We start from the raw sequence: 23,681 nt of genomic DNA, 5'->3' as shown, positions 1-23,681 counted from the left end.
GCACCCCCACCTGAGGAGGACTTCGTGGACCAGCTCGTGCTCTTCGTGACCCTCGGCTTCGCCGTCGGTTCCGTCTACGCAACGATCGCGTCCTCGCTGGTAGCCGTCCACGCTGCTACCGGAGTGCTCAACTTCGCCCAGGGCTCCATCGCCCTGTGGGGGGTGTGGGTGGCGGCCGAGCTCGGCACGAGCGGCACGCTCGTGCTCCCGGTCGGGTCGATCTCGTTGAGTCCCGAGCCGGTGGCGGCCCCCGTGGCCGTCACCCTCGGGGTGCTCAGCAGCACAGCGGTCGCGCTGCTCACGCACCTGCTCGTGCTGCGTCCGCTCCGCTCGGCGCCGATCCTGTCCCAGGTCGCGGCGTCGGTCGGCGTGATGCTGCTGATCGTGAGCCTCGTCCCGCTCCGGTTCGAGACGACGGCGTCGATCGCGGCGCCGATCCTGCCCGAGAGCACGGTCGAGATCCTCGGCACGCCGGTCTCGGTGTCCGACCTGATCCTTCTCGGTCTCGCGATCGCGGTCGCGCTCGGTCTCGCCGCGTACCTCCGGTTCACCCGGTGGGGCACGGCGACACGGGCGAGCTCCGAGGACGAGACCGCCGTCGCGCTGACCGGGTACGCACCCGACCGGCTCGCCGCCGTCGTCTGGACCGTGACGGGTGCGGCCACCGGCCTCGTCGCGATCATGGCCTCGCCCACGGTGGGGCTCGACCCCCTCAGCTACACCTTCTACGTCCTCCCCGGTCTCGCCGCGGCGCTCGTCGCCCGTCTGCGGTCGGTGATGGTCGCCTGCGTCGCCGGGCTGGCGATCGGGATCTTCCAGTCGCTGCTGCTGATGATGAGCACGTACGCGTTCTGGCCGACGTGGGCCCAGGCCGGCTTCGGCGACACCGTGCCGTTCCTCATCGTCGTCGTCGCGCTGTTCGTGGTGGGCAAGAGCGTGCCCGCACGCGGCGGCGTCGTGACCACCAAGATGCCCGCCGTACGCCCGCCGTCGCTGCGGCCGGTCCCGGCGCTCGCACTCCTGGGCGGCGCCGTCGCCGCCGTCCTGCTCACCGAGGGCAGCTGGCGCTTCGGGGTCGTGACCTCGATCATCATGGCACTCATCGCGCTGTCGCTGGTCGTGCTCACCGGCTACCTCGGACAGATCTCGCTGGCGGCGATGGCGTTCGCCGGCACCGGGGGCTTCGTGCTCTCGCGGGTCACCACCGAGTACGGCATCCCGTTCCCGCTCTCGCTCGTCGTGCCGGCCCTGGTCGCGACGGTGCTCGGCATCGTCGTCGGCATCCCGGCGCTGCGGATCCGCGGAGCCCACCTCGCGGTCGTCACCCTCGCGGGCGCGCTCGCGATCCAGAGCTTCGTCTTCGGCAACCCGGCGTTCACCCCGTTCGAGGGCAACCTCATCGCGGACCCGTCGTTCCTCGGCATCGACCTCGCCGTGCGCAGCGGGACGACGCTGACGACGACCTCGTTCGCGCTCATGGTCATCGCCGTCGTCGGCGTCCTCACCTGGTTCACCGCCCGCCTGATGCGCGGGCGGACCGGGCGCGCCTTCCTCGCCGTCCGCTCCAACGAGCGTGCCGCTGCGTCGGCGGGGATCAACGTCGCGGCGACCAAGCTGCTCGGCTTCGCGCTGTCCGCCTTCATCGCCGGCATCGGCGGCTGCCTCATCGGCTACAGCCGGTCCCAGCTGTCGGTCGAGTCGTTCAACGTCCTGGTCGGCCTCACGCTGCTGTGCACCGTCTACGTCGCGGGGATCACGAGCATCACCGGTGCCGTCGTCGCGGGCCTGCTCGCCCCGCTCGGGGTCTTCGCCATCTTCCTCGAGCGCACCTTCGACCTGGGTCACGCGTACGGGCTGATCGCTGCGATCGCTCTCGTCGTGACCGCCGTCCTCAACCCGCTCGGCATCACCGGCAGCGTCCGCCACGCGACCGAGCACCTCGTCCACCGCAGGAGTGACCGTGTCCGAGCCTGAGACCGCCCCCGCCCCCGCACCGCTGCTGGAGGTGCGCGGACTCACGGTCCGCTACGGCGGCGTCGTGGCCAACGACGACGTCGACCTGACCATCGGCAGCGGCGAGATCGTGGGTCTGATCGGGCCGAACGGTGCGGGCAAGACCTCCCTGGTCGACGCGGTCACCGGCTTCACGCCCGCGACGGGCGAGGTCGTCCTCGACGGCCGGCGGCTCGACGGCAAGCCGTCCCACCACCGCCGTCGCGCCGGGCTCGCCCGCACCTGGCAGGCCGGTGAGCTCTTCGACGACCTGACGGTGGCCGAGAACGTCGCCGTCACGACCCAGAGCCGGGGGTGGCGCGGCTTCGTCGCGGACCTCTTCGGCGGGGCGCCGCGCAGCGGCGCCGACGACGCGGCCCTGACACTCCTCGGGCTCGAGGACGACGCGGCCCGCCGGCCCGACTCGCTGAGCCTCGGGAGGCAGAAGCTGGTCGGCGTCGCCCGGGCGCTGGCGGGCGACAGCCGGGTCGTCCTGCTCGACGAGCCGGCTGCAGGACTCGACACCGACGAGAGCGAGGCGTTCGGCGACGTCGTCCGCGCGATGGCCGGGACCGGGCGAGGCGTGCTGCTGATCGACCACGACATGAACCTCGTCCTCACCGTGTGCGACCGCGTCTACGTGCTCGACTTCGGCCGGATCATCGCGGTCGGACACCCGGACGTCGTCCGCCACGACCCGGCCGTCGTGACGGCCTACCTGGGAGAGGAGCCGGCGGCATGAGCGCGAGGAACCGCAGCGCAGGTACGCCGAGGTACGAGGTGTTCCGGAGCGAGGTACCGGAGCGCTCAGGCGAAAGGGGCACGGCATGAGTCTGCTCGAGATGCGCGGGGTGACAGCGGGGTACGGCCACGCCCTCGCCGTCCGCGACCTGGACCTGTCCGTGTCGGCCGGTGAGGTCGTCGCGCTGCTCGGCCCCAACGGTGCCGGCAAGACGACGGCGCTCCGGACCGCGGTCGGTCTGCTGGCCCCGAGCGCGGGCGAGGTCCGCGCGTTCGGGCGCCCGCTGAGCAGGCGCGTGGAGAAGAACGCGCGCGCCGGCGTCGTCCTGGTCCCGGACAACCGCGCGATCTTCCACGGGCTCACCGTCCGCGAGAACCTCACCCTCGCCCGCCCGAGGAACCGCGCCGACCTCGACGCCGTCCTCGACCGCCTCCCGCGCCTGAAGCCTCTGGTCGGGCGCCGGGTCGGCCTGCTGTCGGGCGGCGAGCAGCAGATGCTCGCCCTCGGCAAGGCGCTGCTGTCGCGTCCCCGGGTGCTGCTCGTCGACGAGCTGAGCATGGGCCTGGCACCGGTCGCGGTGCAGGAGCTGCTCCCGATCGTGCGGGGCCTCGCCGACGAGCTGTGGGTCGGCGTGATCCTGGTCGAGCAGCACATCGACCTCGCGCTCGGCGTCGCCGACCGGGCCCTCGTCCTCCACCACGGGCGTACGGTCCTGGCGGGGTCGGCCGCGGACCTGCGCGCCGACCGCGACGCCGTACGCCAGGCCTACTTCGGCGACCACGAGGCGGAGGAGACGGGCCCGTCGGAGCGGCCCGAGCCTGCGGCGGTCGGCGACCGCGTCTGAGGATTCCGCGGCCAAGCCGCAACACATCGCTGTTCTGGCGCCGATCTTCGCAACGATTCACCCTCGGTTGCGGAACGTCTGTCGACATACCGTCGTGTCACCCGACGACACGGAGGTACTTGATGACGATCACCACCGGGGCTCCGACGCCCACGGCGGCGGAGCACGCGGTCGAGCAGACGGTGGTGCGCGGGGCGACCCCTCGCCGCTTCCTGATGTGCCGCCCGGAGCACTTCGACGTGACCTACGCGATCAACCCCTGGATGGACCCGAGCAAGCCGGTCGACACCGCGCTCGCCGTCGCCCAGTGGGAGATGCTGCGCTCCGTCTACGAGAGCCTCGGTCACCGCGTCGACCTGATCCACCCGGTGGAGGGCCTCCCCGACATGGTGTACGCCGCGAACGGCGGCGTGGTCTACGACGGCAAGGCGATCGCCGCCAGCTTCGCCTTCCCCGAGCGGCAGCCCGAGGGCCCGGCGTACCACGCGTGGTTCGACGCCGCCGGCTTCGACCCTGCCGTGCAGGCGACCACGCAGAACGAGGGCGAGGGCGACTTCCTCGTCGTCGGCCGCCTGATCCTCGCGGGCACCGGCTTCCGAACGTCGGTCGCCGCGCACCACGAGGTGCGGGAGTTCTTCGGCGCACCGGTGATCTCCCTCGAGCTGGTCGACCCCCGCTTCTACCACCTCGACACCGCGCTCGCGGCGCTCGACGACCGCACGATCGCCTACTACCCGCCGGCGTTCAGCGCGGCCAGCAACGCGATCCTGCGCCAGCTCTTCCCCGACGCGATCATCGCGACCGACGCCGACGCCGAGGTCCTCGGCCTCAACGCCGTGTCCGACGGCGCGAACGTGGTCCTGACCGACAAGGCCGTCCACCTGCACGAGCGGCTGCGCGAGCGGGGCTTCCACCCGATCGGCGTCGACCTGAGCGAGCTGCTCAAGGGCGGCGGGAGCGTGAAGTGCTGCACTCTGGAGGTACGCGCATGACGACCGAGGGCAAGGCAGGCGTCTCCTTCGTGGACGTGGCAGGCATGAGCCGGTGGATCTCGGAGCAGGGCGCCGAGCGCATCATCGGCGCGATGGTGACCGCGCTCGAGGAGGACTTCCGGCGCTGGCCGCAGTTCGACAAGTCGCCCCGGCACGCCGTCCACACCCGCGAGGGTGTGATGGAGCTGATGCCGACCAGCGACGGCGACGAGTACGGCTTCAAGTACGTCAACGGCCACCCCAAGAACCCGTTGCGCGGCTTCCAGACCGTCACCGCCTTCGGCGTGCTCGCACAGGTCCACAACGGCTACCCGACGTTCGTCGCCGAGATGACGTTGCTCACCGCGCTGCGGACCGCGGCGACCTCGGCGATGGCCGCCCGGTGGCTCGCCCGGCCCGACGCGTCGACGATGGCGATGATCGGCGCGGGGTCGCAGGCGGAGTTCCAGGCGCTCGGCTTCCGCGCCGTCCTCGGCATCGACCGGCTGCGCGTCTGGGACACCGATCCGCACGCGATGGCCAAGCTGGTGCGCAACCTCGAGCCGCTCGGCTTCGACATCACCGTGGCCACCAGTGCCGCGGACGCGGTCCTCGGGGCCGACGTCGTCACCACGTGCACGGCGGACAAGACCAACGCGACGGTGCTGCGCGACGTCGACGTCGTCCCCGGTGTCCACATCAACGCGATCGGCGGCGACTGCCCCGGCAAGACCGAGCTCGACCAGGCGATCCTGGAGCGGGCGTCGGTGTTCGTCGAGTACCCGGAGCAGACCCGCGTGGAGGGCGAGATCCAGGCGTTCGGTCCGGAGTTCCCGGTCACCGAGCTGTGGCAGGTGATCTCCGGCGACGCCCCCGGACGTACGTCCTCGCCGGAGATCACCGTCTTCGACTCCGTCGGCTTCGCGATCGAGGACTTCATGGCGCTGCGCTTCGTCCGCGACGCGGTCCGCGGCACGTCGTACGAGGCGACGCTCGACCTGGTCGCCGAGCCGAGCGACCCGAAGGACCTGTTCGCGATGGTGGCACCGGCCCCGGCCGAGGTCCGAGGCGCCAGGGCGGCGGCGCTCGCCTCGACGTGACCGACCCTCAGCGCGGCGACTCGGCGGCGTGGGCCAGGGCACGGCGGCACGACGCCACGCCCGGGCTCGCCACCGCCGAGAGCCGCGCCGAGGTGAAGATCGAGCGCTGCGGATCGCCGGGGAGCGGGCACAGCCGCGCCGGCGCCGGCAACCCCTTCCACAAGATGTCGGGAAGCAGCGCGACCGCGTGGCCGGACTGGACCAGTCGGAGGTGGGCCTGGAGGTCGGCGGTCTCGAACCGGACGTCGGGCTCGAACCCCGCGCGGCGGCAGGCCTGCTCGGCCCAGTGCCGCGAGGCCGCTCCCACCGGCTCCATCACCCACGGCACGCGCGCCGCATCCTCGATCCGCTCGATCGCTGCGTGCTCGGGCGCGTCGGGCGAGACCGCGAGCCAGAGCGTGTCGGTGGTGAGCGGCAGGCGGTCCAGCCCGGGGTGGCGCGGTGCGGCGTGGTGCGGGTACTCCTCGGCCACCACGAGGTCGAAGTCGCGCGCCCAGGTCTCCGCGAGCGCGGTCTCCGGCTCGCGCTGGACGACCGTGACGCGCAGGGCGGGGTGCTCGGCCTCGAGCCAGGTCAGCGCCGCCGGCAGAAGTGCGAGCGCGGCCGACTGGAACACCGCGACGCGCACCGACCCGGACGGCTGCACGAGCGAGGCGGCGACGTCGGACTCGGCCCGCTCGAGGCCCGCGAGCACGGCCTCGGTGTGCTCGACGAGGATCTCGGCCTGCGGCGTCAGACGCACTCCGCGCCCGGCCTTGATGAGCAGCGGGACGCCCACCTCGCGCTCGAGCTGGGCGAGCTGCTGGGAGACCGACGACGGGCTCTGGTGCAGCGCGTCAGCCACCTGCGCCAGGGTGCCGCGCAGCGCCAGCTCCCGCAGGAGGCGCAGCCGGCGGACGTCGAGCACCTGACCCCCTTGGCGTCTGAGCGTTAAGGATTCCTGACCGATCATCGTCAGGAATCATCACTTTACCTGATCACACACCGCGCGCACACTGAGAACAAACCACGACCTTCTGGACGGATCTCGATGACTTCACCAGCCCCGACCGACGTCCACGCCGCCGACCTCCCCGGCGCGGTGGAGACCCTCGTACGGCAGTGGCTGGCGACCGCCGCCGACGTGCCGCCCGACCGCTCGGCCGAGCAGCTCGCCGGCGTGCTGAAGGACCCCAAGGGCCTCCCCTTCGCGGTCGGCTTCGTCGACGGCGTGATCCGGCCCGAGGACCCGCGGGTGGCCGCGCAGGCGTTCGCCGAGCTCGCGCAGGACCTGCCGCGGTTCCTGGCCTGGCACCTGCGCGCCGCGGTCAAGGTCGGCGCGGTCGCGGCGAAGGTGGCCCCTGGTCTGGTCATCCCCGTGGTCCGGCGCGTGCTGCGCCGGATGGTCGGCCACCTCGTCGTCGACGCCTCCGACCGTCGCCTGGGGCCCGCGATCGCGCGGATCCGCAGCGGCGGCGTACGCCTCAACGTCAACCTCCTCGGCGAGGCCGTCCTCGGTGAGGGCGAGGCGGCGCGCCGCCTCGACGGCACCCACCGGCTCCTCGCCCGCGACGACGTCGACTACGTCTCGATCAAGGTCTCCTCCACGGTCGCGCCGCACTCGCCGTGGGCCTTCGACCAGACGGTGGACCATGTGGTCGAGCAGCTGCGCCCGCTCTACCGTCGGGCCGCCGCGGCGTCGCCGCAGAAGTTCATCAACCTCGACATGGAGGAGTACCGCGACCTCGACCTGACCGTCGCGGTCTTCACGCGGCTCCTCGACGAGCCGGAGCTGCTCGGGCTCGAGGCGGGCATCGTGCTCCAGGCCTACCTCCCGGACACGCTCGCGACGATGGAGCACCTGCAGGAGTGGGCTGCGAGCCGCCGCGCGCGTGGCGGCGCTGGCATCAAGGTCCGCCTCGTCAAGGGCGCCAACCTGCCGATGGAGAGTGTCGAGGCCGCGGTGCGCGACTGGCCGCTCGCGACCTGGGGCTCCAAGCAGGAGACCGACACGCACTACAAGCGGATCCTCGACTACGCGCTGCACCCCGGGCGCATCGCGAACGTCCGGCTCGGGGTCGCCGGGCACAACCTGTTCGACGTCGCGTTCGCCTGGATCCTGGCGGGCCGTCGCGGCGTCCGCGACGGCGTCGACTTCGAGATGCTGCTCGGGATGGCGCAGGGCCAGGCCGAGGCCGTCCGCCGCACCGTCGGCGAGCTGCTCCTCTACACGCCGGTCGTGCGGGCGTCGGAGTTCGACACCGCGATCGCGTACCTGGTCCGCCGGCTCGAGGAGGGCGCCAGTCAGGAGAACTTCATGTCCGCCGTGTTCGACCTCGGGAGCGACGAGCGGCTGTTCGCGCGGGAGCGGTCGCGGTTCCTCGCGTCGCTCGAGGCGCTCGACCCGACCGTCCCGGGACCCCACCGCCGCCAGGACCGTCGTACGGACTCCGTCACGGTCCCCGGCCCGGGCTTCGCCAACACCCCGGACACGGACCCGGCGCTCCCGGGCAACCGGGCGTGGGCCGACGAGATCCTCGCCCGTGCGGCGTCCACGACCCGAGGGGAGGACCTCGTCCGCGACCACACGGTCACGTCCGCCGACGTGCTCGAGGACGTCCTCGCCAGCGCCGTCGACGCTCAGCCGTCGTGGGCAGCGCGGGGCGGTGCCGGTCGCGCCGAAGTCCTCCGGCGCGCCGCCGCCGAGCTCGAGCGTCGCCGGGCCGAGCTCCTCGAGGTGATGGCCGCGGAGTGCGGCAAGACCCTCGACCAGGGCGATCCCGAGGTGTCCGAGGCCATCGACTTCGCCCGCTTCTACGCCGAGTCGGCCGAGCTGCTCGACCGCACCGACGGCGCGCGACCGGTCCCGGTCGGCCTGACCGTCGTGACCCCGCCGTGGAACTTCCCCGTCGCCATCCCGGCCGGGTCGATGCTGTCCGCGCTCGCCTCGGGGTCGTCGGTCGTCGTGAAGCCGGCACCGCAGGCGCAGCGGTGCGGATCGCTCGTCGTCGAGGCGCTGTGGGCGGCGGGCGTGCCGCGCGAGGTGCTGCACCTCGTCCACGTCGAGGAGTCCGACCTCGGCCGCCGGCTGGTGTCCGACCCGCGGGTGGACCGCCTCGTCCTCACCGGCGCGTACGACACCGCCCGGCTGTTCCGGACGTTCCGCCCCGACCTGCCGCTGCTCGCCGAGACCAGCGGCAAGAACGCGATCGTGGTGACGCCGAGCGCCGATCTCGACCTCGCGGTGAAGGACGTCGTCGCGTCCGCGTTCGGGCACGCCGGTCAGAAGTGCTCCGCCGCCTCGCTGGCCATCCTCGTCGGCCCGGTCGCGACCTCCCGCCGCTTCCGCGAGCAGCTCGCCGACGCCGTACGGTCGCTGAAGGTGGGCTACCCTACCGACGCCGCCGCCCAGGTAGGACCCGTCATCGAGCCGGCGCACGGCAAGCTCCTGAACGCGCTGACGTCGCTCGAGACCGGCGAGTCGTGGCTGGTGGAGCCGCAGCAGCTCGACGCGACGGGCCGTCTCTGGTCGCCCGGGGTGAAGGTCGGCGTCGCACCGGGGTCGGAGACGCACCTCGTCGAGTTCTTCGGCCCCGTGCTCGGCATCATGACGGCCGAGACGCTGGAGGATGCGATCGCCCTCCAGAACGCGCCGGCGTACGGCCTCACCGCGGGCCTGCACTCGCTCGACCCGCACGAGATCGCCACCTGGGTCGACGGCGTCCAGGCCGGCAACCTCTACGTCAACCGGGGAATCACCGGCGCGATCGTGCGGCGGCAGCCGTTCGGCGGGTGGAAGCGGTCCGCGGTCGGTGCCGGGACGAAGGCCGGCGGCCCCAGCTATCTCCACGGACTTGTCGACTGGGAGTCGGCCGAGGCGACGGCGACGGACCCGCTGCTCACCGAGCAGCTGCTGTTCGTCGAGGCCGCCTCTGCTGTCGGGACCGACGCGGCCGACCTCGCGCGGCTCGAGCGGTCGCTGCGCAGCGACGCCGCCGCCTGGCGTACCGAGCTCGGCAGTCCCACGGACGTCACCGGGATCGCGTACGAGCGCAACGTCCTGCGGCACCTGCCTGTGCCGGTCACGGTGCGCTACGACGGGCAGCGTCCGCTGGTCGAGCTCCTCCGCGTCGTCGCGGCCGGAGCGGTGGCGTGCTCGACGGTCTCGGTGAGCTCCGCGGTCGCGCTGCCCGAGCCGGTACGACGGGCGTTCGGGAGCGCGCGCACGTCGGTCGTGGTCGAGTCCGACGATGCGTGGTTCGAGCGTGCTGCCGAGCTCCCCGCCGGCCGGGTGCGGCTCGTCGGCGGCGATGCCGGCGAGCTGGCGCGGGCGACGGGAGGACGACCGGACCTCGCGGTGTACGGGCACCCCGTCACCGAGGCAGGTCGCGTCGAGCTGCTGCCGTTCCTGCACGAGCAGGCGGTGAGCATGACCGCCCACCGGTTCGGCACCCTCGACGGGCTGACCGACCACGTCCTGCCCGTCGGCGGCTGACCCGGGCGACCCGGCGGCAGGCCGCGGGTACCGTCGAAGGATGCTCCGGCTCGCGCTCGTCGGCGGTGCGGGCGCCGCGCTCCTGCTCGCAGGCTGCGGCGGCGCCCCACCGGTCGAGCGTGCGCCGGCCCCGCACCCGGCGGAGGAGACGACCTCCGCCCCGCCGGTCGAGGCGGTCCCGACCGCGTCGGCGCCCGCGCCGTCCGTTGCGCCCACGCCCCCACCGAAGCCCGTCGCGGTCACGCCCTCCCCTCCCCGCGACGCGCTCCTCTCGATCCCCGCGATCGGCGTCCAAGACCTGCGCGTGATCGCGTACCGGGGCAAGACCGACGACGCCGCCGGCACCCGGATCCAGAACCGCGGCCGCGCAGCCAGCCCGTACGGGCCCCGCGGCGGCACCGGACCGGGCGGCATCGGCAACTACCAGGTCACCGCGCACCGCCTCTCGTCCACGCGCGCCTTCCTCGACCTGCCCGACCTTGCGCGCGGGGACCGCGTGCACGTGACCGCGGGCGGGACGCGCTGGACGTACGCGATCGTGAGCACCCGCACGACGTCGTTCCGCTCGGCGGGCTCGCTCGCCGAGCAGCGCGCCGCCGTCCCGGGCCACCCCGGCCGTACGCCCGACCGCGCCTTCATCACGCTGTCGACCTGCGCGACCCCCGAGGACCACGCGGCGGGCAACTACTGGGCCGACCGGTTCGACAATCCCGAGCACCGCATCGACAAGATCGGCGTGCTGGTCCGGACCGAGCCCGCCTGACGCGTCACCCCGGCCTCGCCTGTCCGAGATCCTGGGATCCCCGCCGTTCGGCCTTAGACTCGAGCATGGCCGAACGCAACGTCGTCGTCGTGGCGTACGAGAACGCCGAGCTCCTCGACATCGCGTGCATCACGACGCCGCTGATGATGGCGAACACCATCGGGGCGGTCGAGGTGCCCTACCGGACGCGCGTGGTCTCGCCGGGCGCGCTCCCGATCGTCTGCGGGTCGGGGCTGAAGCTCGCTGCGGAGGGCGCGCTCGAGTGCGTCACCACTCCCGTCGACACGCTGATCGTCTCCGGCGGCATCGGGCACGAGCGCGCGGCCGAGAGCCCCCTCGTCCGCGACCACGTGCGCCGGCTCGCGGCCGGTGCGCGCCGGACCGCCTCCGTCTGCACCGGGGCGACCGTCCTCGCCGCTGCGGACCTCCTCGACGGACGCCGGGCGACCACGCACTGGGAGTACGCCGCACGGCTCGCGCGACGGCATCCCGAGGTGGTCGTGGACCCGGGGCCGATCTTCATCCGTGACGGCGCGATCTCGACCGCGGCGGGCGTCACGAGCGCGCTGGACCTGACCCTCGCCTTCATCGAGGAGGACCACGGCTCGGAGCTCGCGCGGACGATCGCCCGGAGCCTCGTCACGTACCTGCAGCGTCCGGGGAGCCAGTCACAGGTGAGCATCCACACGGCCACGCCGGCCTCGGACAACACTGTCGTCCGCCGGGTCACCGAGCACGTGACCGCCGACCTCGCCGCACCGGCCGACGCCACCACGCTCGCCGACGTCGCCGGAGTGAGCGTGCGTCATCTCGGGAGGGTGTTCGCCGCCGAGGTCGGGACCACGCCTGCCCAGTACGTCCGGAACGTGCGGCTGGAGGAGGCGGCGCGGCAGCTCGAGTCCACGACGGAACCGCTCTCGGTCGTCGCGCGGCGGTGCGGGTTCGCGTCGGCCGAGGTGATGCGTCAGGCGTTCGTGCGCCGGCACGGCACGACCCCGTCGGCGTACCGGGCCCGGATGCGACGTCGGGCCTCCTGACCGCGGGCGTACGCCGCACTCACCACTGCGCACCGGGCTCGTAGGTGCCGAAGCTCCACTCGACACCGCCCGGGTCGACCACCCGCGCCCGACGCGTCCCCCACTCGGTGTCCTCGGGCGGGATGACGGCGTCCGCACCGGCGCGGACGGCGGCGTCGAACACCTCGTCCACCTGGTCGACGAGCAGATAGAGACCGAGCCCGGTCGAACGTCCCACGAGCGGAGCGCGCTGGTACGGCGCGTCGTCGCTGGCGACCATGACGACGGCGTCTCCCCGACGCAGCTCGGCGTGCACGACCCGCTCACCGTCGTCCTGCCGTCGTACCAGCGTGAATCCCACCGCCTCCAGCCAACCGATCGCCGCCGGGGCGTCGGCGTAGCTGAGCGAGACGAAGAGACGATCTGCCACATCCGACACCGTACGTCCGACGCCGCATTTCGGCGCTGCCGTGCTTCGCCTGTACCGTCGTGCGGTGACCGCCCCCGACCAGACGCTCCGCCGTGCCCGGGTCGCCGTGGCCGCGCTGTTCCTCACGAACGGCGCGATCTTCGCCAACGTGCTCCCGCGCTACCCCGGCATCAAGGCCGAGCTCGACCTCACCAACGCCTCGTACGGGCTCGCGATCGCCGCGCTCCCGGTCGGCGCCCTGGTGGCGGGGCTCGCCGCAGGCGTCCTTATCCGCCGGTTCCGGTCCTCGCGCGTCGCGGTCGTCGGCACGATCTTCACCGGCGTCGGGGCCTTCGCCGTCGGCTTGTCGCCGAGCCTGGCCGCGTTCGCGGGCGCGTTGTTCCTGCTCGGTGCGATGGACGCGATCACCGACGTCGCCCAGAACGCGCACGGTCTGCGCGTGCAGCGCCGCTACGGCCGGTCCATCCTCAACGCCTTCCACGCCATCTGGTCGGCCGGGGCGGTGCTCGGTGGTCTGATGGGCGCCGGGGCGGTCGCGCTGGGACTGTCCCCCGCGGTGCACCTCGGCCTCTCGTCCGCCCTGTTCGCGGCGGTGGCCGTCGCGGCGTACCCGTTCCTCCTCTCGGGGCCCGAGGCCGACCCGATCGAGCCGGTCGAGCCCGCCGAGCGCGGTGAGCCGTCCACGCGCAGGCGCCGCTCGTCGACCGGCCCGACGCCTCGGACGATCCTGGTGCTCGTCGCCCTGGTCCTCATCGGCATCGCCGGCGCCCTGGTCGAGGACGCGGGCAGCACCTGGGCCGCGGTCTACCTGAACGGCTCCCTCGGCGCAGCCGGGTCGATCGCGGCGTTCGGGTACGTCGCGCTGGTCGGAGCACAGTTCGTCGGGCGCATCATCGGCGACCGCCTCGTCGACCGGTTCGGGCAGCGCACCGTCGCGCGGGTGGGCGGGCTCATCACCGCGCTCGGCATGGGGACCGCGCTCGCCTTCCCGTCCGTGCCCGGCACGATCGCCGGGTTCGCGGCCGCGGGCTTCGGCGTCGCCACGCTCATCCCGGCAGCGATGCACGGCGCGGACGAGCTGCCCGGGTTCAAGCCGGGCACGGGCCTCACGCTGCTGACGTGGCTGATGCGGATCGGCTTCCTCGCCTCTCCGCCGCTCGTCGGGCTCGTCGCGGACGCCACGAGCCTCCGGGTCGGACTGCTCGTCGTCCCGGCGGCCGGCCTGGTGGTCGTCGCGCTGGCCGGAGTGCTCGAGGGGCGGCGGCGGGCCTAGCGCTCGACCCGACGGAGGCGGGTCCGCGGCGGGAGCTCCCGGCGTACCGACTTCCTCAAGGCGCCCGCGTGGAAGACGACGAACCGGTCGTCGCGTCCCGCCGTGTCGAGCAGCGGACCGAGGTCGTCCTGGACCGCGGAGGCCGACCACCCACGGGTGTCGAGGTAGAGCCGAAGGTCGGTCCGGCTGATCGAGACCAGCACAGGGGTGAACCCGACCTCGTCGAAGTCGCCCCACTCCTCCTCGGAGATGCCGTCGTCGAGATCGACCTGGATCAGGTCGGCCTCGACCTCGACCGCGCCTCCGAACGTGGCGAGGACCTCGACGAACCAGGCGTACGTCACCTCGTCCGTCGCCGATGGCGTGATCGTCCGCATGGGAGCAGCGTAGCCACCTACTCGTCGGTCTCCTGGCCGCCCGCGTCCTCGTTGCACTCGATCTGCGGCGGCTCCTCGCCCGGGAACGCCATCACGTTCAGACGCGGCGCCCTGGTGCCGCTGCTCAGGTCGAACGAGAGCACCGGGCGCCGAGTGACACGCCCTGAGGCGCTGCGGTAGAGGTAGCCGCGGGACTGACGCATCCCGACCGTGAACATGCACTCGTCGAAGCGGGTGATGTCGCCGACCGGCTCCCGCAGGTCCTCCACGTCCTCCCGCAACGAGCGGACGTCCTGCCGAAGGTCGCGGAGCGCGTCGCCGCCGGTCCGGCGGGCGACACGGTCGGCGGACTCGCCGGGACCCTTGCCGCAGCCCCGGCGCTTCGGTCGGACCGCGAGGATCTGGTAGTCGGGGTCGTCCCACTCGCTCCCGTCGAGGTCGATCCCCGCGGCGTACGCCCGTCCTCCGGCAGCGACCCGGGGGTCGAGCCGGTAGCCGAGCCTCTGGGCGCCGTCGCCCTGCTCGGTGACCGGGAGCCACGCCAGGCACGACTCCCAGGCGTCGAACCGCTCGGTCCGGTCCTCGACCCGCTCCTCGATCCGCTCGAGACGCCGCAGCTGCCGTCGCAGCGCCTTGACGCCTCCCTTGCCGGCGGTGCCGCGGACGACCCGCGCGTCGTCACCGGAACCGTTCGGATCGGGGGCGGCGCTGAGGCAACGCCGCGACGTCCGCAGGCTGAGCAGGCGCCACGTCGGGTTCGCCCGGCGGACCAGCGCACGCTTGACGTCGACGCCGGTGCCGTCGCGTTCGTCGTACAGGAATCCGGCACGTCCGCCGCGGCCGCCCGCCCGGGCGATGCCGATCCTCCTCGTACAGCGCATCAGCGCGTCGAACCGGCGGGAGTCGCGGTCGAGGGTGCGCAGGCGTGTGCGCAGCCGGGCCAGCGCCGTACGCACCGACGGGCGCTCACGCAGTGGCGCGGCCCGCCGGAGCGAGACCGAGCGCGTGGGCGGCCGGGACGCCGTCCGGGCCACCGGGCTTCCCGCACGGCGCACCGCCGACGCAGTGGCTCCCCCTGCCGTCGCCGCGGTCGGTGTCGTGCGGGGAGCGGTGGTTGCGGGTGTCGGTGTGGTCGGGAGTGGGGTCGGTCGGGACTGCACGGCGCCGACGTCGCACGCCGCTCCTCCGACGCCCTTGGGGTTGCCGACGGCGTCGTGGGCCAGGACCAGTGGCCAGCTGACCCTGCCGGCGAGCAGGTGGCCCGCCGGAAGCCGGCTCGGCAGGACGCCGCGGCAGGCGCCCGCGGGGATCCTCGCGCGCGCCGGGCTGCCGGGGCGCGGCGTGAGGACGAAGCCGAGCGGATCGGCCTCGAGCTGGTCGAGCTGCGGGTCGGGCGCCGTGGCGTCGGTGGCCGCACGCAGGCCGCAGGAGGGGTCGGCGACGAGGTTGTGGCCGTAGGAGACCTGGTCGTACACCCGACAGCTGCGGCGGGTCGGGATGGTGTCACCGGTGACGCCCTCCCACGCCGGAGGCCCGATGATCGTCGCGAAGGCGGTCATCGGGCCCACAGACCCGACGTCCCCCGCGACCGAGCCGATGTTCTTGGTGATCGTCGACGAGATCAGCGTCGTACGCCCCGCGGAGAGCACGCCTCCGCCCGCGCCCTCGGCGTAGTTGTTGGTGACGGTGGAGTTGATCAGTGCCAGGTCGCCGCGCGCCCAGACCCCGCCCCCGACATGGGCGACGGCGAGGTTGCGCGCGACGGTCGAGTTCACGAGGAGGACGTCCGACTCTCCGGAGATCGCGCCGCCACGGTCGTCCGCACGGTTGCCGATCAGGGTCGAGCCCATCACCGCGACGTCGCCGTCGAGGGTGAAGATCGCGCCACCCGGACCGTCGGCGTCGCTGCCGTCGATCAGGGAGTCGATCACGGTGACATCACCGTCCTCGTCGGCATAGAGCGCGCCGCCGTCACCGTCCGTGGTGTTGCCGTCGATCCGCGAACGCACGACGAGGATGTCGCCGGTGGACCCGATCGCGCCGCCCGAGCCGTCCACCAGGTTCGCGCTGAGGACCGAGTCGTAGACCTGCACGCCGCCGCGACGTGCGTAGATCCCGCCGCCGTCGTCGTTCGCGAGGTTCCCGTTGATGTGGCACCGACGCGCCGTGACGCGGCGCATCGAGAAGACGCCGCCGCCGGGTTCCTCGGCGAGGTTCTGCAGGATCTTGCAGTCGGACAGGCTGATCTCCCCGCGCGAGGTCAGGGCGGCTCCGGGTCCGTCCGACCCGCCTCGGGTGAGCGTGATGCGGCGCAGGTCGAGCCGGCCGGTGCCGTCCTGGCGCAGCACCCGCTTCTCGAAGCACGACTGCCGCACACTGTGCCCGTGCCCGTCGAGCACCAAGGGGAACGGCGACTCCCGGATCGGGTCGCCCACGTCGCAGTCACGGAGGACGATGTCGCGGCCGAGGTCGATGCGACGTCGCACGGGATCGGCCCATGCCGCCCGGAGCTGCGCCTCGGTCCGCACAGCACCCGGTGCTCGCGCCGACACGACGCTCGACGACCTCCGCTCGGCCGGCGTCGCCTCGACGGTCGCGCCCTCCGCCACTCCTCCGGCGCCGAGCACGAGGCCCGACGCGATGATCCATGTCGCCGCCGGGTGTCGACGGCCTCCTGTCCGTGCCATCGAGACCATTCCTTCCAAGGCGTTCGCAGCTGACTCCTGCCTCAGCACGACCACGGGTCGGCCCCGGAGGCAGAGAGAAGTCGCGACGTCCTGGCGGGGTCGTGCACCTTCGACGCATGCTCGCACGACGAACCATCGGCGCGGCGTCACGACGGATGCAGTCCAGTGTGCGCCCGGACCGGCGCGCACGCGCGCGGGCGAAGGCTCAGCCCCGCTTGCGCGCGAGCACGTACGCCTGCCGCACGCCCTCGTCGAGGTCCGCGTCGGCGGAGCGGACGGTCGTCGCCGCCAGGTCGAGGCCGGCACGGTCCAGCAGGCCGACGATCTCGTCGACCTCGGGGCGGAAGAAGTCGAGCTCGACCGCATGACCACCGATGTCCGTGCGCCGGCGCGGCGTATCCCCGGTCTGGAACGACGCGAGCATCACGCCTCCAGGTCGCAGCACGCGCGCCAGCTCGTCGACAGCAGCCGGCAGCGCCTCCGGCGGCACGTGGATCAGCGAGTACCACGCGACCACGCCGACGTACGACTCTGCGGCGAACGGCAGCTCCGTGACGCTTCCGACCTCGAACCGCAGGTCGGGGTGATCCGCCCGCGCGATCGCGACCATGGCCGGGCTCAGGTCGAGACCCTCCGCGTCGACGCCGAGCGAGGCGAGGTGCGCGGTGACGCGACCCGGTCCGCACCCGGCGTCGAGCACGCGCCCTCGGCCGGCGACCCGCTCGGCGAACACCCCGAGCACGGCGCGGTCCCACGGGCTCGCCGCCATCAGGCCGCGGATCCACTCCGCGTAGGGGACGGCGATGGTGTCGTAGGCGTGGCGTGTGCGCGTGAGGAAGTCCGGCTCGGCCATGGCCGATGAGTCTAGGAGGACCCACCGGCCACGGCCTGCCGGAATACGGTCAGCGGTGGTCAGCGCACCGTGATCGTGCCGCGCAGCGCGATGTCACGCGCCGAGGTGCCGACCAGGATCGGCACCCGACCTCGCGGCGTCACCCACGAGCTCGTCGCGTCGTTCCAGTACGACAGGCTGCGGCGCGAGACAGGGACTCGCACCCAGGCTGCCCGGCCCGGTCGGAGCGTCACCTTCGCGAAGCCGACGAGCTTGCGCGCCGGTGCGTCCAGCCCCGGCAGCCTGCCCGCGTAGACCTGCACGACCTCGGCCCCGGTCCGCCGGCCCGTGTTGCGGACCCGGACGCGGACGGTCGTCTGCTCGCGCGTACCTGCCGCCCGCAGCGTCCCGGTCTGGAGGCGCCGGTGGGCGAACGTCGTGTACGAGAGCCCGTAGCCGAACGGGTAGAGCATCCGGGTGCCCGACGCGAGGTATCCGCGGTAGCCGATGTTGACGCCCTCGCTGAACTCCACCCGCGTGTCACCGATGCTGTCCCACGGGTTGGAGATCCCCGGCGGAAGCTGCTGCTCGCTCACCGGGTAGGTCATCGGGAGCCGCCCGGACGGGTTCACCGCGCCGGACAGGACCCGGACGAGGCTCGAGCCCTCCTCCTGACCGCCGGGGTACGACTGCACGACGGCCTCGACCTGGTTGCGCCACGGCATCGTGACGGGACCGCCGGACGAGAGCACCACCACGGTGCGCGGGTTGACCGCGGCGACGGCCGAGATCAGCCGGTCCGCGCTCTGCGGCAGCTTCAGCGACACCCGGTCGCGTTCCTCGGACTCGTACGTGCGGGCGTAGACGACCGCGACGTCGGCACGTCGTGCCGCCCGGACCGCCTGCGCGATCCGCGGGGAGACGGCCTGGCGCGGCGGGCTCCACTGGAGCAGCAGCGTGCCGGGCTGGAGTGCGACGAGCGGATGCGTCGCGGCGTACTCGATCCGCAGGTCGTACGACTGGCCCCGCGTGAGCGAGACGGTGGCCTCCACGGCACGCCGACCGTCGGCGCCGGTCATGTCGATGATCTGCTCGCCGTCGAGGAACGCCTTCGCGTCGCCCCATCCGGTCAGGCCGAGACGGTAGTCCCCGGTCGCCGGCGCGGTCAGGGTGCCCGTGTACGTGACGGACTGCCCGGCCGCGACGCCGGTGCCGCTGACGTCGGGCACGGGCGGGACCTGCGACGAGTAGAGGCTGGCGAAGGCCGGGACGCCGGAGGTGAAGCCGGTGTCGTACAGGACCTGCGCCTCGGTGCGCGTCACCGGATCACCGGAGAACGTCGTGTTGCCGTAGTGGCGCGCGGTCAGGCCGTTGCCCGACCCCGACTCCGGCGTCAGGACCGTCGACGGCACTGCAGTCATGTCCGCCGTCTCGATCATCGAGGCACCGTTCACGGTGTCGTTGCCCGGGGCGTAGCGCACCCGCAGCCCGGTGCGGCGGCCCAGGTCGCGCATCGCGTCGACGAGGCTGACCTGGTACGTCGGCTGGACCGCGAAGGATCCGCCGAGCCTGCCGGTGACGTTGGCGTCGGCGCCGATCACCACGGCGGAGCGGACGCGCCGTCGCAGCGGGAGGGTGCCGTCGTTCTTGAGCAGCGTGACCGCCTCGTCCTCGACGGTACGGGCGAGCCTGCCGTGGGCGGCGACGGGGATCGCCGACATGGTGTAGTCGTGGTCGAAGACGCCGATCGCGAACATGGTCCGCAGAATGCGCAGGACCGAGCGGTCGACGAGGGCCTCGGGGACGGTGCCGTCCTGGACGGCGGCGAGCAGAGCGCCGTCGTAGAAGGCGGCGGTGCCGGTCTCCATGTCCGTGCCGGCGCGGATCGACGGCTCGGTCGAGTGGATGGCCCCGAAGTCGGTGATCACGAATCCCGTGAAGCCGAGCTCGTCACGAAGGATCGTGTCGAGCAGGAGGTCGTTCTCGCAGGCGAAGACGGAGTTGACCTCGTTGAACGAGCACATCACGGAGCCCAGGTCGGCCTTCTCGATCGCGTCGGCGTACGGGGCGGTGTAGACCTCCCGGAGCGCACGCGGATCGATGATGCTGTCCTGCGCGTTGCCGCGGTCGACCTCCTGGGTGTAACCCGCGTAGTGCTTGAGGTTGGCGATGACGTTCTGCCGCTGGACGGCAGCGACGTACGGGGTCGTGAGCTCGGAGGTGAGCAGCGGGTCCTCGCTCATCCCTTCGGCGATCCGTCCCCAGAACGGCTGGCGTCCCATGTCGGAGCCCGGTCCGAGGAGCATGGCGTGGCCGGTGGCCTTGGCCTCGTCGGCGACCGCGCGGCCGTAGCGGCGCGCGAGCCGCGGGTTCCACGTCGCGCCGAGTGCGGCTCCGGCCGGGAAGGCGGTCGCCGTGTCCCCGGTGCCCGGGAGCGTCCAGCCGCGGGCGGCGATGCCGCCGCCGGCGTCGGCCATCCGCAGCTCGGGGATGCCGAGGCGCTCGATGGGCGCGTTGTAGAAGGCGGACGGCGCCTCGCCCTGGTCGCCCGTCATCAGCTCGACCTTCTCCTCGAGCGTCATCTGCTCGAGGAGCGCCAGAGCGCGGGCGTCCGGGGACAGACGCGGGTTGGTCCACGGACGCTCGGCGGCGTTCGCGGGGAGCGTCGCGCTGGACGGCGACAGCATCGCAGCGCCCAAGAAGGCCGCCAGACCCGCGGCCACGAGGCCTCGGAATCGGCGGCGGGCATGCTTCGTAGCGGGTTTGCTCATGGCGTACTCCCAGCTCCTGGAGGGAAAGGACGAACGGGGTACGGGATGTGATCCGAGTCACACTCTGTCCGAAACGTCCGATTCCCCCGGAGGGAGGCGGCAAACCTTCTCCGGGCTAGGGGGACGGCGGGATGTTCTGGTTCAGGTGGAAGACGTTCCCCGGGTCGTACGCGTCCTTCAGAGCGGTCAGCCGCGCGAGCTTCTCCGGCGGGTACGCCCGTCGTACGCCCTCCGCGCCCTCGTCGCCGAGCACGTTGACGTAGACCCCGCTCGCGTACGGCACCAGGCGCGCCGCGCTCGCCCGGGCGGCAGCCATCCTCTCCTCGTCCTCGGCCGGATCCGTCCAGCGCACCGCGGCGACGTACTCGAACGCGGCATCGCGCTGGCTGTACGCGGTCGCGTCGTCCGGCACCTCCGCGATCGCGCCGCCGTAGGCCTGCACGCTGGCCGCGACCGTCGGGTCCTGGGCCACCAGCACCTCGATCGCGGCGTCAGGGAGCTCGCGGATGTAGTGACCCTTCCAGTAGCGCCTCAGCGCGTGGCCCTCGAGCGTGTCCTCGCGCCGCTGGAGGTCGACGTACGCCATCTCGACGACGCGCCGGTCGAGCGGCGGGCCGAGGGCATCGAGCACCTGCGCGTGCTCCCGCCCGGCCGCCGGGTCGCCGATCCACACGAAGCCCAGCGTCACCACCGAGTCGTAGACGGTCGCGGCGTACGTCGCCTCGCGCGGCGCGGTCGCGTTCAGGTCGCGCCACCGCGCCATGGCCGGCGCCGCGCCGCCGGCGGCGAAGTCGAGCTCGACGCTCAGCGCCCGCGTGCCCGTCTCGTGCAGCCGCAGCTCGAACTCCGTGACGATGCCGAAGTTGCCGCCGCCGCCCCGCAGACCCCAGAAAAGCTCGGGATTCTCGTCTTCGGACGCGCGCACGACGTCTCCGTCGGCCGTGACCAGCTCGCACGACACGAGGTTGTCGCAGGTCAACCCGTGCTTGCGCGCGAGCCATCCCATCCCACCACCGAGCGTGAGCCCGCCGACGCCCGTGTGGGAGACGTTGCCGGCGGTCGTCGCCAGGCCGTACGGCTGGGTGGCCGCGTCGAGCGCACCGAGCAGCGCCCCGCCCTGCACCCACGCGCGCCGGCGCCGCGGAGCGACGCGCACCCCGCGCATCGGCGTCAGGTCGATCATCAGGCCGCCGTCGGGGACCGCGTGCCCGACGACGCTGTGACCGCCGCAGCGGACGCCGATCTCGAGGCCCTCGCTCCGCGCCAGCCGGACGGCGGCGGCGACGTCGCTCGTCTCGCGGCAGCGCACGATCATCGCGGGACGATGGTCGACCATCGCGTTCCACACCTGGCGCGCGGCGTCGTACCCGTCGTCGCCTGGACGCAGGACCCGGTCGTCGGTGATCGTCGTCGGTGGTCCGGTCTCGGTCATCGGCCCCGCTCCTCGCGCTCGGTCGGCTCTGGCAGGTGTGACCGGACCGGGCCGCGGAACTCATCGCGTGAGAGTGTCGGAGCCGTGGAAGACGACGCCCAGATCATCGATCGCAACCCGCTCCCGGAAGGCATCGGAGAGCGGCTCGCCGCGCAGCTGACCTTCATCGCCGAGGCCGACCGGCTCAAGACGATCCTCCGAGCCTCTCCGCTCGCCGCCGCCGACCGGCGCGAGAACGACGCGGAGCACTCGTGGCACCTCGCCCTGATGGTGCTGCTGCTCAGCGAGTACGCCGACGAGTCCTTCGACGTCGGGCACGCGATCAAGCTCGTGGTCGTCCACGACCTGGTCGAGATCTACGCCGGCGACAGCCCGGTGTTCGACCCGGCCGCGGTCGTGGACCAGCGCGCGCGGGAGGAGGCGGCCGCCGACCGCCTGTTCGCGCTGCTACCCGAGGACCAGGCGCGCGAGATCCGCGAGCTGTGGGACGAGTTCGAGTCGGGCGCGACGCCGGAGTCGCGCTTCGGGAGGGCGATGGACCGCCTCGAGCCCATGCTGCTCAACTGGCTCGCCGAGGGCGGGACCTGGCAGATGCCCGGCGCGACGGTCGAGACGGTCCGGGCCCGCGAGGCCGGGGTCGTGGCGGCCTCCACGAGCCTCGGCGCGGTCACGGATGCCTTCATCACGGAGGGGCTGCGCCACGGGTGGATCCGCCCGGCGCCCGGCCGGGAGCCCGGGGACTGATACTTCAGTTAGCAGACCTTCTCCGCTACAGTGACGCCAGTCACGAGGATCACGACGACCCTCACGAGCGAAGGAGACAGCATGTCGGACTCCGAGCGGCACCCGTACGTGGTGCTCCTCGACCGGATCATCGCGGCGGCCGAGGCGGGAGACGCGGCCGACCTCTACAACGTGTACGCCGACGACGCGGTGATCTGGCACAACAACGACAACCGCGAGCAGACGGTCGAGCGGAACGCGAAGGTGCTCGAGGCCATGCCGCGCTTCGTGTCCGACCGCCGCTACACCGATCGTCAGGTCCAGGTCTTCGACGGCGGCGTCGTGCAGCAGCACGTGCTCCGCGGCGTCAACGTGGAGAGCGGTGAGGAGGTCGCCCTCCACGCGTGCGTCGTCGTGCGCGTGAACGAGGAGGGCCTGATCACCCGTCTCGACGAGTACATCGACTCCGGCGAGGCAGCCGGCTTCGGTCCGGCCTCGCGGCGTACGGCCTAGCGCCCGGGCAGACGCTGGCCGGAGGACGAGCGCGGTCAGTCCCCCGCTGCGCGCTCGTCGCCGGCCAGGGTCTCCTGGGTCGCCAGGCCCGGCCGGAGCACGCCCCCCATCACGAACTCCGACAGCTCGTCGACCACCCGCGCCGTCGCGCGGGCCGTCCGCGGTCGGAACCACTCCGGCACATAGGCGAGCACGCCGATGATGGAGTACTGGATCATCGCGGCGTCCAGCTCGCGCAGCTCGCCGGCCTCGCTGCCCTCGGTCAGCAACCCCTCGGTGATCCCTCGGTAGGTCTCGATCCGCTGCCGGAGATCCTTCACCTGGTCGGCATCCAGGTTCTTCTCGATCCACGGGATCTCGTGGAAGAAGACCGCCAGCTCGTCGGAGATGCCGGCGACGTGCTCCACCTGGAGGCGTACCAGCTCACGCAGCCGCTCGTGCGGACGCGCGTCGGCCGGCACCTTCTCGACAAGGGCGATCGTCTCGTCGACCTGGTCGGACAGCAGCTCGTAGAGGATCGCGCTCTTCGAGGGGTAGTAGTGGTACAAGGTCCCCTTGTTCAGCCCCACGGTGTCGGCGATCAGGTCCATCGTGGCGGAGCTGTAGCCGTACTCGCGGAAGATCCGGGCAGCGGTCGCGCGCACGTCGGCACGTCGAGAGGTCCTGGGCATGTGCTTCCACCTGGTCGTCCGGTGTGGGTGCGACTGACCGGCACCCGCGCTTGTTACCAACCAACTGTTC

19 protein-coding genes are annotated in these 23,681 nt (G+C 72.7%); 11 read left to right on the top strand and 8 right to left on the bottom strand.

Annotated features, from left to right (window positions below):
* Positions 1-24: 24 nt before the first annotated feature.
* The 5 genes from ACQSSQ_RS02665 (at position 25) to ocd (ending at position 5,649) form a co-directional block, all read left to right on the top strand.
* The gene (locus ACQSSQ_RS02665) at positions 25-1,974 is read left to right on the top strand and encodes an ABC transporter permease (RefSeq protein ID WP_431325483.1); all 1,950 of its coding nucleotides are present in this window, start codon (positions 25-27) and stop codon (positions 1,972-1,974) included.
* A complete protein-coding gene (locus ACQSSQ_RS02660) occupies positions 1,961-2,734 on the top strand; it encodes an ABC transporter ATP-binding protein (protein ID WP_431325482.1) in 774 nt (257 codons plus the stop codon). Before ACQSSQ_RS02665 ends, ACQSSQ_RS02660 begins: the two co-directional genes overlap by 14 nt.
* A gap of 85 nt (positions 2,735-2,819) precedes the next feature.
* A complete protein-coding gene (locus tag ACQSSQ_RS02655) occupies positions 2,820-3,578 on the top strand; it encodes an ABC transporter ATP-binding protein (protein WP_431325481.1) in 759 nt (252 codons plus the stop codon).
* 122 nt (positions 3,579-3,700) lie between these two features.
* On the top strand, positions 3,701-4,570 hold the full coding sequence (gene ddaH, locus ACQSSQ_RS02650; RefSeq protein WP_431325480.1) for a dimethylargininase: 870 nt from the start codon (positions 3,701-3,703) through the stop codon (positions 4,568-4,570).
* Positions 4,567-5,649, top strand: coding sequence for an ornithine cyclodeaminase (gene ocd / locus ACQSSQ_RS02645; RefSeq protein ID WP_431325479.1), 1,083 nt, complete (start codon positions 4,567-4,569; stop codon positions 5,647-5,649). The genes ddaH and ocd overlap by 4 nt, the downstream gene beginning before the upstream one ends.
* A 7-nt stretch (positions 5,650-5,656) precedes the next feature.
* On the opposite strand, the gene ACQSSQ_RS02640 is transcribed toward ocd, so the two are convergent.
* Entirely contained in the window at positions 5,657-6,556 is a 900-nt protein-coding gene (locus ACQSSQ_RS02640) for a LysR family transcriptional regulator (RefSeq protein WP_431325478.1), read from the bottom strand.
* Positions 6,557-6,679: 123 nt separating this feature from the next.
* Between ACQSSQ_RS02640 and ACQSSQ_RS02635 the strand changes: the two genes are divergently transcribed.
* From ACQSSQ_RS02635 to ACQSSQ_RS02625, 3 genes are all read left to right on the top strand, one after another.
* Entirely contained in the window at positions 6,680-10,123 is a 3,444-nt protein-coding gene (locus tag ACQSSQ_RS02635) for a bifunctional proline dehydrogenase/L-glutamate gamma-semialdehyde dehydrogenase (RefSeq protein WP_431325477.1), read from the top strand.
* Positions 10,124-10,163: 40 nt separating this feature from the next.
* Positions 10,164-10,886 carry a sortase domain-containing protein gene (locus ACQSSQ_RS02630; protein ID WP_431325476.1) on the top strand — a complete coding sequence of 241 codons (723 nt, stop codon included), beginning with the start codon at positions 10,164-10,166 and terminating at the stop codon, positions 10,884-10,886.
* A gap of 65 nt (positions 10,887-10,951) precedes the next feature.
* A complete protein-coding gene (locus ACQSSQ_RS02625; RefSeq protein ID WP_431325475.1) occupies positions 10,952-11,923 on the top strand; it encodes a GlxA family transcriptional regulator in 972 nt (323 codons plus the stop codon).
* Positions 11,924-11,942: 19 nt separating this feature from the next.
* Here the strand turns inward: ACQSSQ_RS02625 and ACQSSQ_RS02620 are convergent, their stop codons facing one another.
* Positions 11,943-12,332 (bottom strand): VOC family protein, encoded by a 390-nt coding sequence (locus tag ACQSSQ_RS02620; protein WP_431325474.1) that lies wholly within the window; start codon positions 12,330-12,332, stop codon positions 11,943-11,945.
* A gap of 64 nt (positions 12,333-12,396) precedes the next feature.
* On the opposite strand from ACQSSQ_RS02620, the gene ACQSSQ_RS02615 reads away from it, so the two are divergent.
* Positions 12,397-13,605: an MFS transporter gene (locus tag ACQSSQ_RS02615; protein WP_431325473.1), complete on the top strand. Its 1,209-nt coding sequence runs from the start codon at positions 12,397-12,399 to the stop codon at positions 13,603-13,605.
* Here ACQSSQ_RS02615 and ACQSSQ_RS02610 read toward each other — a convergent pair.
* From ACQSSQ_RS02610 to ACQSSQ_RS02590, 5 genes are all read right to left on the bottom strand, one after another.
* Positions 13,602-13,982, bottom strand: a complete 381-nt coding sequence (locus ACQSSQ_RS02610) for a hypothetical protein (RefSeq protein ID WP_431325472.1) — start codon at positions 13,980-13,982, stop codon at positions 13,602-13,604. The genes ACQSSQ_RS02615 and ACQSSQ_RS02610 overlap by 4 nt on opposite strands.
* 17 nt (positions 13,983-13,999) lie before the next feature.
* Positions 14,000-16,669 carry a right-handed parallel beta-helix repeat-containing protein gene (locus ACQSSQ_RS02605; protein ID WP_431325471.1) on the bottom strand — a complete coding sequence of 890 codons (2,670 nt, stop codon included), beginning with the start codon at positions 16,667-16,669 and terminating at the stop codon, positions 14,000-14,002.
* Between the two features lie 205 nt (positions 16,670-16,874).
* Positions 16,875-17,522 carry a class I SAM-dependent methyltransferase gene (locus ACQSSQ_RS02600; RefSeq protein WP_431325470.1) on the bottom strand — a complete coding sequence of 216 codons (648 nt, stop codon included), beginning with the start codon at positions 17,520-17,522 and terminating at the stop codon, positions 16,875-16,877.
* 59 nt (positions 17,523-17,581) lie between these two features.
* Positions 17,582-20,272, bottom strand: a complete 2,691-nt coding sequence (locus tag ACQSSQ_RS02595; RefSeq protein ID WP_431325469.1) for a glycoside hydrolase family 3 protein — start codon at positions 20,270-20,272, stop codon at positions 17,582-17,584.
* A gap of 115 nt (positions 20,273-20,387) precedes the next feature.
* Positions 20,388-21,704 (bottom strand): FAD-binding oxidoreductase, encoded by a 1,317-nt coding sequence (locus tag ACQSSQ_RS02590; RefSeq protein ID WP_431325468.1) that lies wholly within the window; start codon positions 21,702-21,704, stop codon positions 20,388-20,390.
* An 84-nt stretch (positions 21,705-21,788) separates the two neighbouring features.
* Here ACQSSQ_RS02590 and ACQSSQ_RS02585 point away from each other — a divergent pair, with 84 nt between their 5' ends.
* Together ACQSSQ_RS02585 and ACQSSQ_RS02580 are read left to right on the top strand one after the other, a co-directional pair.
* Positions 21,789-22,448: an HD domain-containing protein gene (locus ACQSSQ_RS02585; RefSeq protein ID WP_431325467.1), complete on the top strand. Its 660-nt coding sequence runs from the start codon at positions 21,789-21,791 to the stop codon at positions 22,446-22,448.
* A gap of 81 nt (positions 22,449-22,529) precedes the next feature.
* A complete protein-coding gene (locus ACQSSQ_RS02580; RefSeq protein WP_431325466.1) occupies positions 22,530-22,940 on the top strand; it encodes a nuclear transport factor 2 family protein in 411 nt (136 codons plus the stop codon).
* 35 nt (positions 22,941-22,975) lie between these two features.
* Here the strand turns inward: ACQSSQ_RS02580 and ACQSSQ_RS02575 are convergent, their stop codons facing one another.
* Positions 22,976-23,611, bottom strand: coding sequence for a TetR/AcrR family transcriptional regulator (locus ACQSSQ_RS02575; protein ID WP_431325465.1), 636 nt, complete (start codon positions 23,609-23,611; stop codon positions 22,976-22,978).
* Between the last annotated feature and the right edge of the window lie 70 nt (positions 23,612-23,681).

It is taken from the genome of Mumia spirodelae, from assembly GCF_050632745.1.
Lineage (GTDB): Bacteria > Actinomycetota > Actinomycetes > Propionibacteriales > Nocardioidaceae > Mumia.
The sequence above is the reverse complement of the archived record's forward strand: the minus strand, read 5'-3'. Positions and strand labels throughout refer to the sequence as shown.